This window comes from Streptomyces sp. NPDC001194, assembly GCF_042896985.1.
GTDB lineage: Bacteria > Actinomycetota > Actinomycetes > Streptomycetales > Streptomycetaceae > Streptomyces.
This window is the reverse complement of the sequence record NZ_JBIAXU010000004.1, coordinates 338672-353666: the sequence shown is the minus strand read 5'-3', so window position 1 is coordinate 353666 and position 14995 is coordinate 338672. Positions and strand designations below refer to the sequence as shown.

17 protein-coding genes are annotated in these 14995 nt (G+C 72.6%); 8 read left to right on the top strand and 9 right to left on the bottom strand.

Annotation, left to right across the window (positions count from 1 at the left end; translation table 11 throughout):
• Positions 1-12: 12 nt before the first annotated feature.
• Positions 13-918 (bottom strand): 5'-3' exonuclease H3TH domain-containing protein, encoded by a 906-nt coding sequence (locus ACFY1T_RS13045; RefSeq protein WP_390788298.1) that lies wholly within the window; start codon positions 916-918, stop codon positions 13-15.
• Between the two features lie 259 nt (positions 919-1177).
• On the opposite strand from ACFY1T_RS13045, the gene ACFY1T_RS13040 reads away from it, so the two are divergent.
• Together ACFY1T_RS13040 and ACFY1T_RS13035 are read left to right on the top strand one after the other, a co-directional pair.
• Positions 1178-1789, top strand: a complete 612-nt coding sequence (locus ACFY1T_RS13040) for a helix-turn-helix domain-containing protein (protein ID WP_051805130.1) — start codon at positions 1178-1180, stop codon at positions 1787-1789.
• A gap of 29 nt (positions 1790-1818) precedes the next feature.
• On the top strand, positions 1819-2523 hold the full coding sequence (locus tag ACFY1T_RS13035) for a helical backbone metal receptor (protein ID WP_390788189.1): 705 nt from the start codon (positions 1819-1821) through the stop codon (positions 2521-2523).
• 10 nt (positions 2524-2533) lie between these two features.
• Here the strand turns inward: ACFY1T_RS13035 and ACFY1T_RS13030 are convergent, their stop codons facing one another.
• Positions 2534-3655 carry a TDT family transporter gene (locus ACFY1T_RS13030; RefSeq protein WP_390788188.1) on the bottom strand — a complete coding sequence of 374 codons (1122 nt, stop codon included), beginning with the start codon at positions 3653-3655 and terminating at the stop codon, positions 2534-2536.
• A gap of 70 nt (positions 3656-3725) precedes the next feature.
• Between ACFY1T_RS13030 and ACFY1T_RS13025 the strand changes: the two genes are divergently transcribed.
• Positions 3726-4649, top strand: coding sequence for a LysR family transcriptional regulator (locus ACFY1T_RS13025; protein WP_390788187.1), 924 nt, complete (start codon positions 3726-3728; stop codon positions 4647-4649).
• 7 nt (positions 4650-4656) lie between these two features.
• On the opposite strand, the gene ACFY1T_RS13020 is transcribed toward ACFY1T_RS13025, so the two are convergent.
• Positions 4657-4848, bottom strand: a complete 192-nt coding sequence (locus ACFY1T_RS13020) for a DUF397 domain-containing protein (protein ID WP_390788186.1) — start codon at positions 4846-4848, stop codon at positions 4657-4659.
• A complete protein-coding gene (locus ACFY1T_RS13015) occupies positions 4845-5639 on the bottom strand; it encodes a helix-turn-helix domain-containing protein (protein WP_390788185.1) in 795 nt (264 codons plus the stop codon). Before ACFY1T_RS13015 ends, ACFY1T_RS13020 begins: the two co-directional genes overlap by 4 nt.
• A 173-nt stretch (positions 5640-5812) precedes the next feature.
• Between ACFY1T_RS13015 and ACFY1T_RS13010 the strand changes: the two genes are divergently transcribed.
• On the top strand, positions 5813-6259 hold the full coding sequence (locus tag ACFY1T_RS13010) for an ATP-binding protein (protein WP_390788184.1): 447 nt from the start codon (positions 5813-5815) through the stop codon (positions 6257-6259).
• Here ACFY1T_RS13010 and ACFY1T_RS13005 read toward each other — a convergent pair.
• The 5 genes from ACFY1T_RS13005 to ACFY1T_RS12985 all read right to left on the bottom strand — a co-directional run bounded on the left by ACFY1T_RS13005 (position 6211) and on the right by ACFY1T_RS12985 (position 9886).
• A complete protein-coding gene (locus ACFY1T_RS13005) occupies positions 6211-6525 on the bottom strand; it encodes a dsRBD fold-containing protein (RefSeq protein WP_390788183.1) in 315 nt (104 codons plus the stop codon). The two genes, ACFY1T_RS13010 and ACFY1T_RS13005, sit on opposite strands and share 49 nt — an antisense overlap.
• A gap of 12 nt (positions 6526-6537) precedes the next feature.
• Positions 6538-6738 carry a DUF5988 family protein gene (locus ACFY1T_RS13000; protein ID WP_386166241.1) on the bottom strand — a complete coding sequence of 67 codons (201 nt, stop codon included), beginning with the start codon at positions 6736-6738 and terminating at the stop codon, positions 6538-6540.
• A gap of 45 nt (positions 6739-6783) precedes the next feature.
• Positions 6784-7488, bottom strand: a complete 705-nt coding sequence (locus tag ACFY1T_RS12995; protein ID WP_390788182.1) for a gamma-glutamyl-gamma-aminobutyrate hydrolase family protein — start codon at positions 7486-7488, stop codon at positions 6784-6786.
• A 33-nt stretch (positions 7489-7521) separates the two neighbouring features.
• Entirely contained in the window at positions 7522-8991 is a 1470-nt protein-coding gene (gene eat / locus ACFY1T_RS12990) for an ethanolamine permease (RefSeq protein WP_390788181.1), read from the bottom strand.
• Positions 8992-9139: 148 nt separating this feature from the next.
• Positions 9140-9886 (bottom strand): FadR/GntR family transcriptional regulator, encoded by a 747-nt coding sequence (locus ACFY1T_RS12985; RefSeq protein ID WP_390788180.1) that lies wholly within the window; start codon positions 9884-9886, stop codon positions 9140-9142.
• Between the two features lie 77 nt (positions 9887-9963).
• On the opposite strand from ACFY1T_RS12985, the gene ACFY1T_RS12980 reads away from it, so the two are divergent.
• From ACFY1T_RS12980 to ACFY1T_RS12965, 4 genes are all read left to right on the top strand, one after another.
• Positions 9964-11328 carry a glutamine synthetase family protein gene (locus ACFY1T_RS12980; RefSeq protein ID WP_390788179.1) on the top strand — a complete coding sequence of 455 codons (1365 nt, stop codon included), beginning with the start codon at positions 9964-9966 and terminating at the stop codon, positions 11326-11328.
• Between the two features lie 71 nt (positions 11329-11399).
• Positions 11400-12752: an aldehyde dehydrogenase family protein gene (locus tag ACFY1T_RS12975; RefSeq protein ID WP_390788297.1), complete on the top strand. Its 1353-nt coding sequence runs from the start codon at positions 11400-11402 to the stop codon at positions 12750-12752.
• A gap of 7 nt (positions 12753-12759) precedes the next feature.
• Positions 12760-13551, top strand: coding sequence for a 3-oxoacyl-ACP reductase (locus ACFY1T_RS12970; protein ID WP_132760400.1), 792 nt, complete (start codon positions 12760-12762; stop codon positions 13549-13551).
• A gap of 142 nt (positions 13552-13693) precedes the next feature.
• Positions 13694-14980, top strand: a complete 1287-nt coding sequence (locus tag ACFY1T_RS12965) for a haloacid dehalogenase-like hydrolase (protein WP_390788178.1) — start codon at positions 13694-13696, stop codon at positions 14978-14980.
• Positions 14981-14995 lie beyond the last annotated feature (15 nt).

Genomic DNA, 14995 nt, shown 5'->3' with positions numbered 1-14995 from the left:
TAAGTTAGCACCTCATGGGCGCAGCGCGCTGCCCAGGCGCGACACGGCTCCGCCCAGACCCCACCGGCGCGCCAGCGCGTCGACGAGTTCCGGCTGCGCGGGCACCGCGGGCAGGGCCGGGTCGAACTCCGGAAGGGGGACGTCGGAGGCCACCTTGACCACCTTCGGGGCCACCGCCAGATACGGCCGGGATTCGTCCAGCCGCTTGCGCTGCGTGGGCGTCAGCTTCGACTTCGGGTCGTCGATCGCCGCGATGATCCCGGCCAGCGAGCCGTAGGCGTCCAGCAGCTTCGCCGCCGTCTTCTCGCCGACCCCCGGGACCCCCGGCAGCCCGTCGCTCGGGTCCCCGCGCAGCAGCGCCAGGTCCGCGTACCCCGCGCCGTCCACCCCGTACTTCTCGCGCAGCCACGTCTCGTCCGTCACCTGGAGCGTGCCGACCCCCTTCAGCGGGTACAGCACGCGCCGCTGCCGGGCGTCGTCCACCAGCTGGTACAGGTCCCGGTCGCCGGTGACGATGTCCACCGGGCCCGTGGCCCGCGCCGTGAGCGTGCCGATCACGTCGTCGGCCTCGTACCCGGCGACGCCCACCCGGGCGATCCCGAACGCGTCCAGTGCCGCCTCGATGATCGGCACCTGCGGGGACAGGGTGTCGGGGGTCTCCTCCACGTCCGGACCGCTCTCGGTCTCCTCGGCGACCCGGTGCGCCTTGTACGAGGGGATCAGCTCCACCCGCCAGTGCGGCCGCCAGTCGGCGTCCATGCAGGCGACCAGGTCGTCGGGGCGGTGGTCCTGGACGAGGCGCCCGATGAAGTCGAGCAGCCCGCGCACCGCGTTGACCGGGGTGCCGTCCGGGGCCTTCACGGAGTCCGGCACGCCGAAGTACGCGCGGTAGTAGAGGGAGGCGGTGTCCAGCAGCATCAGGCGTCGAGTCGTCGTCACGGTGACGATGATGCCGCAACCCCAGGGTGTGCCCGCAGCCGACGGTTACGCCCGGGGGCACGGAAAGTGGCCGTGAGTGCGCTCGAAAATGGCACGGGAGTTTCACCCGGGGCTTACCCTTGTCGGCTCTTGCACGCGAAACCGGGGGCGGTTGCTGCGTAAGGTGCTTACAGCACACCGATGTGAGACGGACGCCGACGTACGCCGACGGACCAGACAAGGGGAGGGCAGCCCCGCCATGGACGACAGGGACGGCTCGGACGACAAGGAACGGGACAAGGACGCCAAGGAACCGCTCCGGGTGGGTGTGGCCGTGCGCAAGCGGCGCCGGGCACTGCACCTCACCCTCGCCGCCGTATCGGCGCGCAGCGGCCTGTCGGTGCCCTTCCTCAGCCAGATAGAGAACGAACGGGCCCGGCCCAGCATGCGGTCCCTCGAACGGGTCGCGGACGCGCTGGAGACCACGGCCGTCGAGCTGCTGGCCGCCTCGGACACCGCGCGCACGGTCGACCTCGTACGGGCCGGCGACGACTCCGGGCTCACGCCGGTGCCGGGCGTGCGCCCCCTCGTACGCGGACACCACCAGCTGCACGCGCTGGAGTTCACCGGGGACCAGGACGCCGGCCGCGAGTACCAGCACCGCAACGACGAGCTGATGTACGTGGTCTCGGGCGCCTGCCAGGTGGAGGCCGAGGGGCGGGCGTACCGGCTGGAGAGCGGGGACGCGCTGTTCCTGTCCGGCGGTGTACGGCACCGCTGGCGGGCCGTCTCCGAGGACACCCGGCTCCTGGTCGTGGCGGTCGGCGACCACATCCACGCGACCTCCGAGCCGCCCTCGCCCGGGCGGTGAGCCGCGGCCGGACGCGCGTCGTCTCACTCGTGCCCTCGCTGACCGAGGCGGTGGCGGTCAGCGCCCCCGGGCTGCTCGTGGGGGTCACCGACTGGTGCACGCACCCCGCGGACCTCGACGTGCGGGGCGCGGTGCGCATCGGGGGCACCAAGAACCCCGACGTGGAGCGGATCACGGCGCTGCGCCCGGACCTGGTGATCGCCAACGAGGAGGAGAACCGGGCCCCGGACCTGGCGGCCCTGCGCGCGGCCGGGGTGGAGGTGCTGGTCACCGAGGTACGGGAGCTGCCGCAGGCGCTGACCGAGCTGTCCAGGGTGCTGGTGGGGGCCCTGGGGCTGACGCGGCCGCGGTGGCTGGACGAGGCCGAGGCGGCCTGGGCGCGGGTGGAGCCGGCCGGCCCGCTGCGGGCCTTCGTACCGGTGTGGCGGCGCCCCTGGATGGTGCTCGGCCGGGACACGTTCGCGGGCGATCTGCTCGCCCGGCTGGGCGTGGACAACATCTACGCCGGGAACGCCGAGCGGTATCCGAGGGTGCCGGTGGAGGAGCTGGCCGGCGCCGACTGCGATCTGGTGGTGCTCCCGGACGAGCCGTACCGCTTCACGCGCGAGGACGGCCCGGAAGCCTTCCCGGACCGTCCCTCCGCCCTCGTCAGCGGCCGCCACCTCACCTGGTACGGGCCCTCGCTGGCCGAGGCCCCGGCCGTACTGGCGGCGGCGCTGCGGGCCGCCCGCTGACGGCGTTCCGTCAGCGGGGCAGCAGCGTGCCGGCGCAGAGGCCGCGCAGCGTGTGGGCCGCGGCCAGCAGCCAGGCGGTCAGCAGGCCGAGGAACAGGGCGGTCGCGAGCCAGGCGAACGCGGTCAGGCCCGTGTGGCGGGCCAGGCCCGCGGCGCCGGTGACGCAGGTGCCGACGGGGAAGGTCAGCGCCCACCAGGTCATCGCGAAGCCCATGCCGCCCCGGGCGGCCCGCACCAGCATCGCGGCCGCGAGCGCCAGCCACAGCAGGGCGAAGCCCATCACGGGCACTCCGTAGACCACGGCGAAGGCGCCGAGCGCTCCGGCGTAGGGGGCGCCGATCGCCTCGGGGGCCACGTCGGCGAGCTGGTTGACGGCGGTGGTGGACTGGCCGAGGGGGCCGAGGACCAGGAACAGGGTGGGGGTCAGCAGCAGGGGCAGGGGGCCGCCCACGATCAGCCGGCCGAAGACCAGGGGCAGCATCAGCAGGGTGGCCAGCAGGCTGATGCCGAACATGGCGTAGCAGGCCAGCAGCAGCGCCTCGCGGGGCTGGCCGGCGGGCAGGTGGGGTATCAGCAGGGGGCCCAGGGCGGCGGAGACCATGGGGGCGACCAGCGGCAGCAGCCACACGGGGGTGGCCTGGGCGGCCTCGACCTTGTGCCGGACCACCATCAGGTACGGCACCACCACGGCCATGAGCAGGCCGATCGCGGTTCCGGCGGTGAAGAGCACGGCGTCGACGGCGACGGCGGCGGGCACGCCGATGACGTCCTTGCCGACGATCAGGGTGCCGCCGCCGACGGCCAGCAGGGCCATCGCGAGGCACCCGTAGAAGGGGGCCACGGCGGGGTCGAGGAGGTGGGCGCGGGCCTGGTCGCGGTGGTGGAGCCAGTGGCCGGCGCGGGCGGTGAGCAGCAGGGCGAGAGCCGCCGCGGAGAGGGCCCAGACGATCTGGCAGGCCACGCGCTGGCCGGGCACCTGGTACGGGAGGGTCGCGCCGGCGTTGGCGACGATCGCCGTGCCCATGACGGACGCGTACCAGTTGGGGCCGAGGTGGCGGAGCGCCCCGAAGGCCTTGTGGGCCCGGGGCGCGAGGGGGGTGACGGTGCTGGGTCGCACGGTGGTGGTGGCCATGGATACAGCGTCGTCCCAGGTGGAAGGGGGTGGCAGAGGGCATCTCCCTATGAGGTCATAAACTGATGTTATGGCTGATGAGGAGACGGTCCCGCTGGCGCACCGCGTACCGGACCTGGGCGCGCTGGAGCTGCTGCTCGCGGTGGCCCGGGTGGGGAGCCTGAGCGGCGCCGCACGCCACCTGGGCATCACCCAGCCGGCGGCGAGCAGCCGGATCCGGGCGATGGAGACCCGGCTCGGGGTGGCCCTCGTCGACCGCTCCCCGCGGGGCTCGACCCTGACGGCCGAGGGGGCGCTCGTCACGGACTGGGCCCGCCGGGTGGTGGAGGCGGCCGAGGCCTTCGACGCGGGCGCGCAGGCGCTACGCGGACGGCGCGACTCGCGGCTGCGGGTGGCGGCCAGCATGACCATCGCGGAGTACCTGCTGCCCGGCTGGCTGATCGCCCTGCGCGGGGAGCGCCCGGACACGGCGGTCTCCCTCCACGCGGGGAACTCGGCGGACGTGGCCCAGCGGGTCCTCGCGCACGAGGCCGACCTCGGCTTCGTGGAGGGGCTGCGGGTCCCGGAAGGGCTGGACTCGGCCGTCATCGCCCAGGACCGCCTGGTGGTGGCGGTGGCCCCGACGCACCCGTGGGCCCGGCGTTCGAAGGGGGTCGAGGCGGCGGAACTGGCCGCGGCCCCGCTGATCCTGCGGGAGCGGGGCTCGGGCACCCGCCAGGTCCTGGACGCCGCGCTCGCCCCGTCCGGCGGTCTGGCGGCCCCCCTGCTGGAACTGGCCTCGACCACGGCGGTGAAGGCGGCCGCGCTGAGCGGTGCGGGGCCGTGCGTCCTTTCCGAGCTGGCGCTGGTCGACGAGCTGGCGGCCCGCCGCCTGGTCGAGGTCCCGGTGCCGGGCGCCGCGCTGGGCCGGGCCCTGCGCGCGGTCTGGCCGTCGGGCGCCCGCCCGGCGGGCCCGGCGCGGGACCTGCTGTCGCTGACCCGGCGGCGTCCGTAGGCCGCCGTCAGCCGACCTGAGCCAGGAACGCCGCCCAGGCCCCGGCGGGCACGGCGAACGTCGGCCCGTCCTCCCCGAGCTTGGAGTCCCGGACGTGGATGGCAGTGCTGCTTCCGTAGGAGTCGAGGGCGATTTCGATGCAGTCGCTGCCCTGAGCATCGCTGTAGCTGGACTTGATCCACGTCAGGCGGCTGCTCATAGCTCCTCCGCGAGCTTCTTGATGAACTCGGCTGATTCCGCAGTGCCGAGCGCGTTCATGCGGATCATGCCATGGGCCTGGGTCAGGATGCTGACCTTCTCCGGGCCGGTGTGCATCGCGCTGGTTTCCTGGCCTTCCACCCATGCCCAGCGCTGGTGCTCCGGGGTCTCCAGCAGAACGAGAGGCCCGTTGAGGGCCACGCCGCAGGACCGGCCGGTGGGCAGCACCTGAACTCCGATATTGCGCCGCTGTGACACATCCAGCATGTAAAGCAGCTGGCGACGCATCACATCCGGGCCACCCACGGAGGCGCGCAGGGCGGCCTCATTGCTGATGAAGCTGTAGATGGTCTTGATGCGTTGAACCATCATCGCCTGGCGTTGCAACCGGCGAAGCACTCGTTCCTCGAGTACGTCGTCCTCGACCGGGGGGATGAGTTCACCCATCAGGGCGCGCATGTACTCCTCGGTCTGGAGCAGTCCGGGGATGAGCAGCGGTTGGTACGAACTGAACGCCAGGCACTCGGCCTCCGCGGCCATGAACTCCTCGGACCGCTTCGGGAACGGCTCCGGCTTCATGTACTCCGCGGCAGCGGTCAGCTTTCCGCCGGCTCCGAACATCGCGTCCGCGACCCGCAACAGGTGCAGGGTCGGGCGGCGGCGGCCCTGCTCCATCGACTTCACGTACTCGGGGGCGTAGCCGGCCTCTTCGCCCAGCTCCTCGCGGCTCTTGCCGGCCTCCGTGCGCCAGAGCTTGATCTGGTTGCCGCCGTACCGCCACGCCTCGCTCATCGCGCGCCCCTCCCCGTACCGCTGTCCGCCCGGCCCATACCCCCCGGCGGGCCCGGCACACCGCGGATCACTCCTACGAGTGCGTTCCCGGCCGGTACCGGACGGGTACAAGCGGGCCTGCCCACTGGACAGTTGCTCGCCCTCCGGAGGGGCCCGGCGGGAGGGTGCGGGTCATGGAAGACCAGACCATGGAGTGCCACTTCGTCCGCAGCCCGCGCAGCGTCCGCCTCGCGCGGGCGCTGTTCGCCGTGCAGGCCCGGGAGTGGAAACTGCCCGACGACCTCGTGGAGACGGCGCTGCTCCTGCTCAGCGAGCTGATGACCAACGCCTGTCGGCACGCCCGGGTACCCGCCGGCCGCCAGGTCTGGATGCGGGCCGAGTGGGAGGACGGCCGGCTGCGGGTGGAGGTGCTCGACGCGAGCCGGGAGCTGCCGGTGCCGCGCGAGGCCGCGCCCGACGACGAGGCCGGGCGGGGGCTGGCCATCGTGGCGGCGCTGGCCGCGGACTGGGGCGCGCACCCGCGCGTCTGCGGCATCGGGAAGGTGGTGTGGTTCGAGCTGCGGACCGGGGCTCAGCGCCCGCGCCGGGTCGGGTCATCGGTGCCCTCGTGCCAGCCGTAGCCCGTGCGCGGCATCCGCGGGGGCTCGCCGAGCGCGACCAGGTTCCGGTCGGCGGTGCGGGAGAGCTGGCCGGCCAGGTCGCGCATGGCCCGGCTCGCCGCGAGCTCGTCACCGATCGCGGCGACCTCCACGTCCTCGGGGTTGCAGCGGGCCAGGCCGCGCCCGACCAGCTGCCCCGCTCCCGTGTCCAGCACGGCCCGCGCCCGGGTGGTGCCGCCCTCCTCGGTCAGCCAGACCCCGACCTTCCACTCCGCGGTGTGTGTCATGGCAGCACCCCGTCATCCGGCGATCTCGGTCCGTTCCCACCACTCGAACACGCGCCGCGAGCCCAGCGGGCCGTCCTGGACCCGCGCCGTGGGCCGGTAGTGCTCGTACCCGCCGCGGAACGGGATCTTCAGGTCCTCGCCGGAGGACGGGGCGTCGACCACCCGGTCGGGCAGGTCGGCCGGTCCGCCCTCCAGCACGGCTTTGTCCCTCATGCCTCCAGTCTTCCGACCCGGAGGTCGGCCCGCACGTCGGCGCCGTCAGACCCGCATGGCCGGGGCCAACGCGGCGGCCTCGACCAAGGCCGCCATGACGCGGGTGTCCTTGTCGCGCTCCGGGTGCCACTGGACGCCGAGGACCCAGTGCCCCGGGTCGGGGAGTTCGATGGCCTCCACCGTTCCGTCGACCGCGTGCGCCGAGGCGATCAGGCCCTCTCCGAGCCGCTCGACGGCCTGGTGGTGGTAGGTCGGCACCTCCGCCTCCTCCGGGACCAGCGCCGCGTACCGGGTGCCCCCGACCGGGCGGACCGGGTGCCAGGACATGACGCCCGGGGCCGCCACGTGGCCGTCGATGTCCTGGATCAGCGTGCCGCCCAGGGCCACGTTCAGCGCCTGCATGCCCCGGCAGATGCCCAGCACCGGCAGGCCCGCCGCCAAGGCCGCCCCGATCAGGGCGAGTTCCCACTCGTCCCGCTTGGTCGCGGGAGCGCCCGTACGGGGGTCCCGGTCGGCCCCGTAGCGGACCGGGTCCACGTCGGGGCCGCCCGCGACGACCAGGCCGTCCAGCCGGCTCAGCACCTCCGCCGCCGAACCGGGTTCGTCCGGCGGGAGCAGCACGGCCGCGCCGCCCGCCGCCTGGACGAGTTCGTAGTACCCGGTGGGCACGAGGGAGGTCGGGACGTCCCACACCGCGTAGCGGGTGGATTCCTCCACGTAGGTCGTGATGCCGATGAGCGGCCTGGGCACGGTTTCTACCTCCAAGGGGTCGGGTGGCGGCGGTCAGTCGCGGGTGAGTTCGGCCTCGGCCTCGGCCAGCGCCGCGAACTCCTCCTCCGGCGCGGCGGCCACGAGGTGGTGCCGACTGTAGAACGCGAAGTAGGCGAGGGCGACCGCGTACACACCGAGGGCGATGAACGCCGCGTCCTTGTCCACCAGGAACGTGGCGACGAGCGCCGAGAGGGCGAGGACGAAGGCCACCGAGGAGGTGGCGATGCCTCCGGGCGTGCGGTACGGGCGCTCCAGCCCCGGCTCCCGCCTGCGCAGCACGATGTGGGACAGGGCCATCAGCGCGTACGAGATGGTCGCTCCGAACACCGCGATGTTGAGCATGCGCGGGCCGTTCCCGGTGGCCGCGGCGAGCGCGAAGCCGATGGCGCCGGGGATGAGCAGGCCGAGGTACGGGGCCTTGCGCTTCGAGGTGAGGGAGAGGAAGCGCGGCAGGTAGCCGGCCCGCGAGAGGGCGAAGAGCTGGCGGGAGCCGGCGTAGATCAGGGAGAAGAAGGAGGCCACGAGGCCCGCGAGACCGGCGTAGTTGACGAAGGTCTTCAGCCAGGAGAGGCCGGGGTTGCCTTCGAGGGCGACGACCAGCGGGTTCCCGGCGTCCTTGATGGCGTCGGCGCCGCGCGCCCCGGTCGAGGCCAGGAAGGTGAGCAGGGCGAGCAGGACCAGGATGCCCATGGAGATCGACAGGGCCCGGGGCATGGAGCGCACCGGGTCCTTGGCCTCCTCGGCGGCCAGCGGTACGCCCTCGACGCCGAGGAAGAACCACATTCCGAAGGGGAAGGCGGCCCAGATGCCGAGCACGCCCAGCGGCAGCCAGGAGCTCGATCCGGCGGCGGTGGTGTCCACGGCGATGTTGTCGAGGTTCGAGGGGTCGAACTCGGTGAAGGCGCCCAGCGCGAAGACGATCAGTGCGAGCACGGCGATCGCGGTGACGACGAGGGAGAAGCGCAGGGCCTCGCCGACGCCCCACAGGTGGATGCCGATGAAGATCGCGAAGCAGGCGAGGTAGACCGGCCAGCCGGAGGTGAGGCCGAAGAGGTTCAGGGATTCGACGTAGTCGCCGATGAAGATGGAGATCGCGGCCGGGGCCAGGATGTACTCGATGAGGATCGCGGTGCCGGTGAGGAACCCGCCCCAGGTGCCGAGCGCCCTGCGGGCGAAGCCGTAGCCGCCGCCCGCCGTGGGCAGGATCGCGGAGAGTTCCGCGAGGGAGAAGACGAGACAGGCGTACATCGCGCCCATGAGGACGGTGGCGATGGCGAGCCCGCCGAAGCCGCCCTGGGCGAGGCCGACGTTCCAGCCGGAGAAGTCGCCGGAGACGACGTACGCGACGCCGAGGCCGGTCAGCAGCAGCCAGCCGGCGCTGCCGCGGCGCAGCGTTCGGCGTTCCAGGTAGCTGTCCGCGCCTTCGGGGGACGTGGTGGGTTCGGGTACGGCTGCGAGCCGTGCCTCGGTGTCGTCGGCCATGTGCGCTCCTGCCTAGGGCAATGGTTGTGGGGCGTACCTTTGCCGTAGCGGAGTGGAGTGCGCAAGACCCCTGCGTTAAACAGGGGTTACGAAAACCTCTCGGTCCGGTCCCGCCGCGCCCCTTTCCGCGCCGGCCGACCGGGCGTTCCTAGGCGAGGAACCCGCGCAGCAGGGCGGCCGTTCCGCAGCAGTGCTCGCGCATCACCTCGCGCGCCGCGTCGGGGTGGCGCTCGAGCACCGCCTCCACGAGAGCGCTGTGCTGCTGCTGGGAGTGCTCCAGGTTGCGCACCAGCAGCGGGATGCAGTCCAGCAGGTCGTTCACGGTGGCCCGTACGGCCGCGTACTGGGCCGTCAGGCTGGCCGATCCGGCGAGCTCGCACAGGGTGAGGTGGAAGAGCGTGTCCTGGCGGCGGTAGTCGGCCAGCGGTGCGTCGTGGGTGGCGGCCAGCGCGCCGAGCAGCCGCTCGGAGCCCTCCTCGGTCAGCCCCTGGGAGGCGCACAGCCCGGCCGCGCCCACCTCCAGCACCTCGCGGAACCGCAGCACGTCCTCGATGTCCACGCCCACCACGCGCCGGCGCAGCTCGTCCTCGGTGCCGCCGGCCGGGGTGTCGGGGCGGGGGAGCACGAACGTTCCGCCGTACCGTCCGCGACGGGCCTCCACCAGGCCCTGGTCCTGGAGCACCTTCAGCACCTCGCGCAGGGTGACCCGGCTGATCCCCATCCGCTCCGCCAGCTCCCGCTCGGGCGGCAGCCGTTCACCGCCCGGCACCAGGCCCAGCCGGACCACCTGGAGGATCTGCTCCAGGGCCTCTTCGAAACCGTTGCCCGCCCGCACCTGCCGCAGTACCGGATTCAGCCGCGCGATCGCGCCGCCTTCGCTCGCCGTGTCGGTCATCTCGGCTCCTCCCCTTCCCAAGCAATGGTTCTATTCAATACCTTAGGGCTTCTCGGCTCACCGAAGGAGAGATTCCAGTGGTAGACCGCAAGCCGCCGCTCGCGCCCGAGGAGCTCCGCGCTCTCGTGGCGAGCGGCGAGATCGACACCGTGGTCCTGGCCTTCCCCGACATGCAGGGGCGGCTCCAGGGCAAGCGGTTCGCCGCACAGTTCTTCCTCGACGAGGTCCTCGCCCACGGCACCGAGGGCTGCAACTACCTCCTCGCCGTCGACACGGACATGAACACCGTCGACGGATACGAGATGTCCTCGTGGGACCGGGGCTACGGCGACTTCGCCATGCACCCCGACCTCGCGACCCTGCGCCGGATCCCCTGGAACCCCGGCAGCGCCTTCCTCCTGGCCGACCTCGCCTGGAACGACGGCACGCCCGTGGTCGCCGCGCCCCGCCAGATCCTGCGCCGCCAGCTCGAGCGCCTCGCCGGGCACGGTTACACGGCCATGGTCGGCACCGAGCTGGAGTTCATGGTCTTCCAGGACACCTACGAGCAGGCCTGGAACTCGGGCTACCGCGGGCTGACCCCCGCCAACCAGTACAACATCGACTACTCGGTCCTCGGAACCGGCCGCATCGAGCCCCTGCTGCGCCGCATCCGCAACGAGATGCAGGCCGCGGGCCTGGTCGTCGAGTCCGCGAAGGGCGAGTGCAACCTCGGCCAGCACGAGATCGCCTTCCGCTACGACGAGGCGCTGACCACCTGCGACCAGCACGCCGTCTACAAGACGGGCGCCAAGGAGATCGCCTCCCAGGAGGGCGTCTCGCTCACCTTCATGGCCAAGTTCGACGAGCGCGAGGGCAACTCCTGCCATATCCACCTCTCGCTGGGCGACGCCGACGGGCACAACGCGATGGCCGGCGACGGTCCGGGCGGAATGTCACCGGTGATGCGGCACTTCCTGGCCGGCCAGCTGGCCGCGCTGCGCGACTTCTCCCTTCTCTACGCCCCGAACATCAACTCGTACAAGCGTTTCCGGCCGGGATCCTTCGCGCCGACCGCCGTCGCCTGGGGCGTGGACAACCGGACCTGTGCGCTCCGAGTCGTCGGCCACGGCCGCTCCATGCGCTTCGAGAACCGCCTCCCGGGCGGGGACGTGAACCCGTACCTCGCCGTCGCCGGCCTCGTCGCGGCCGGGCTCTACGGCGTCGAGAACCGCCTCGAACTGCCCGAGGCCTGCGCGGGCAACGCCTACACGGCCGACTTCGCGCACGTCCCCACCACCTTGCGCGAGGCCGCGGAGCTCTGGGAGAACAGCGAGATCGCCAAGGCCGCCTTCGGGCCCGAAGTGGTCGCCCACTACCGCAACATGGCCCGCGTGGAACTGGACGCGTACGACTCCGCCGTCACCGACTGGGAGCTGCGCCGCTCCTTCGAACGCCTGTAGCCACCACCCGTAGCCACCCTCACCGAACATCTGAGAGGCACCACGTGTCCGATGCGCTGGCCCCCTTCAATCTGAGCGTGTTGAATCCGGCCACCGAGGAAGTCGTCGCCATCGTCCCGGCCGCCACACGGGACGATGTCGACGCCGCCGTCGCGCGGGCCGCCGCGGCCCAGCGCGGCTGGGCGGCCGCCGCCCCCGCCGACCGGGCCCGGCTGCTGCGCCGCTTCGCCGCGGTCGTCGACGGGCACATCGAGGAACTGGCCCAGCTGGAGGTCCGCGAGGCCGGACACACGATCGCAAACGCCCGCTGGGAAGCCGGCAACGTCCGCGACCTGCTCGAATTCGCCGCCGGGGGAGTGGAACGGCTCTCCGGCCGGCAGATCCCCGTCGCCGGCGGCATCGACGTCACCTTCCTCGAACCCCTCGGGGTCATCGGCGTGATCGCCCCGTGGAACTTCCCCATGCCGATCGCCGCCTGGGGCCTCGCCCCGGCCCTGGCGGCCGGCAACGCCGTCCTCCTCAAGCCCGCCGAGACCACCCCGCTCACCGCACTGCGCCTCGCCGAACTCGCCCTCGAAGCCGGGATCCCCGAGCACCTCTTCCAGGTGCTCCCCGGCCTCGGGACCGTGGCGGGAGACGCGCTCGTCGAGCACCCGGGCGTCGCGAAGATCGTCTTCACCGGGTCCACCCCGGTCGGCAAGCAGATCATGGCCAAGTGCGCCGACCGGGTGAAGCGGGTCACCCTCGAACTCGGCGGCAAGAGCCCCAACATCGTCTTCGCCGACGCGGACCTGGAGGCGGCCGCCGCGGCGGCGCCGATGGCCTTCCTCGACAACACCGGCCAGGACTGCTGCGCCCGTACGCGGATCCTCGTCCAGCGCTCCGCGTACGACCGGTTCCTGGAGCTGCTCGTCCCCGGGATCGAGGGCGTCGTGGTCGGCGACCCCGCCGACGAGAAGACCCAGATGGGGCCGCTGATCTCCCGCGCGCAGCTGGACCGCGTACGGTCGTACGTCACCGACGACCTCACCGCCGTCCGCGGCACGGCCCCCGACGGCCCCGGCTTCTGGTACCCGCCGACCCTCGTCACGGACGTCGCCCCCACCGCGCCCGTGGCGGCCGAGGAAGTGTTCGGCCCCGTCGCCGTCGTCCTGCCCTTCGAGGACGAGGAGGACGCCGTACGCCTGGCCAACGCGACGGAGTACGGGCTCTCCGGCTCCCTCTGGACCCGCGACATCGGCCGCGCGCTGCGCGTCTCGCGCGCCGTCGCCGCGGGCAACCTGTCCGTCAACTCCCACAGCAGCGTCCGCTACTGGACCCCCTTCGGCGGCTACAAGCAGTCCGGACTCGGCCGCGAGCTCGGACCCGACGCCCTCACCGCATTCACCGAGACCAAGAACGTCTTCATCAGCACGGAGGCCTGAGCCCATCATGACCACTTCTGACACCGAGATCGTCTGCCGCCGCCTGGTCGGCCGCACCGCCGTCATCACCGGAGCCGGCAGCGGCATCGGCCTCGCCACCGCACGCCGCCTGGCCTCCGAGGGCGCCAACGTGGTCTGCGCCGACATCGACGAGAGCGCCGGCAAGGCCGCCGCCGAGGAGGTCGGCGGGCTGTTCGTGAAGGTCGACGTCACCAGCCCGGAGGAGGTCGAGGCCCTCTTCAAGACCGCCTTCGACACCTACGGCTCCGTCGACATCGCCTTCAACAACGCGGGCATCTCGCCCCCGGACGACGACTCGATCCTCACCACCGGCCTGGAGGCCTGGAAGCGGGTCCAGGACGTCAACCTCACCTCCGTCTACCTGTGCTGCAAGGCCGCCCTGCCGTACATGCAGCGCCAGGGCCGCGGCTCCATCATCAACACCGCCTCCTTCGTGGCCATCATGGGCGCCGCCACCTCGCAGATCTCGTACACCGCCTCCAAGGGCGGCGTGCTCGCCATGTCCCGCGAGCTCGGCGTCCAGTTCGCCCGCGAGGGCATCCGCGTGAACGCGCTGTGCCCGGGACCGGTCAACACCCCCCTGCTGCAGGAGCTGTTCGCCAAGGACCCGGAGCGGGCGGCCCGCCGTCTGGTGCACATCCCGCTGGGCCGGTTCGCGGAGCCCACCGAGATCGCGGCCGCCGTCGCCTTCCTGGCCAGTGACGACTCCTCCTTCATCAACGCCACCGACTTCCTGGTCGACGGAGGCATCTCGGGCGCGTACGTCACCCCCCTGTAGGCCCCCGCCGGCGGGGGCCGCGCGGCCCCGACCGTTCACCCGCATGCCTTCCCCCCGACAGCCGGGCGTCGCACGACGCCCGGCCGTCGTGTCCTACCGTCCGAGATGATCTTCGTAGGAACGTCAGGAAGTGTTCAGCCCAGTGACCCCACGTAGCACCGTCCGGCGCCTCCAGGCCGTCGGCGCCGCCGCGGCGATCGCCGCCGGCACCCTCGTCGCCACCGCGCCCGCCGCCCAGGCGGCCCACTGCACCGCCCCACGGCTCGCGGCCGGCTGGTACGGGGACAACCAGGCCCGGCTCCAGCAGCTGATCGACCAGTACGGCACGTGCAACCCCTACCGGCCGAACCGGAACAAGCCCGTCGCGGTCTTCGACTGGGACAACACCGTCGTCAAGAACGACGTCGGCGACGCCCAGATGTACTGGCTGCTGCGCAACGGCAAGATCCGCCAGCCCGCCGCCGGGGACTGGACCACCACCAGCCGCCACCTCACCCCCGCCGCCGCCCGGGCCCTCGCCGACGCCTGCGGCGCCCTCGCCCGTCCCGGCGCCCCGCTGCCCACCGGCACCCCCGCGGGCGCGGGCTGCGCCGACGAACTCGCCGCCGTCTACGGCACCGCCGCGACCCGCTCGGGCGCCGCCGCCTTCGCCGGCTGGGACCACCGCACCACCGAGCCCGCGTACGCCTGGCTGCCCCAGCTGATGCAGGGCTGGACCGCCCGCGAGGTCCGCGGCTTCGCGGCCGCCGCGCGGGCCGAGAACCTGGCCGCGCCCGTCGGCGCCACGCAGCGGGTCGGCACGGCCGACGTCACCGGCTGGGTCCGCTACTACGACCAGCAGCAGGACCTCATCGGCGGCCTGCGGAAGGCCGGCTTCGACGTCTGGATCAGCTCGGCCTCTCCGCAGCCGGTCGTCGAGGTCTGGGCCCGGGGCGTCGGCGTCTCCGCGGACCACGTCATCGGCATACGCAACACGACCACGTCCGGCGGGAAGCTCACCGCGCACCTGCAGGGCTGCGGGTCGGTGAAGGACGGCGCCGACACGATGATCACGTACATCGACGGCAAGCGCTGCTGGATCAACAAGGAGGTCTTCGGCGTGCGCGGCGCGGCAGCCGAGAAGGTCCAGCCGGCCGCCCGCCGCCAGGTGTTCGCCGCGGGCGACTCCGACACCGACATCTCGTTCCTGCGGGACGCGACCGCGCTGCGGCTGGTGGTCAACCGCAACAAGAACGAGCTGATGTGCCGCGCGTACGACGACAGCGACGGCAAGTGGATCGTGAACCCGATGTTCATCGAGCCGAAGAAGCAGAAGAGCACCCCGTACCCGTGCTCGACCACGGGCTACGTCGACCGCGACGGCACGCCGGGCCCCGTCCGCCGGGGTGACACGAGCGTCATCCCCGACCAGACGGACTCCGTCTTCTAGCGGCGGCCGGGACGC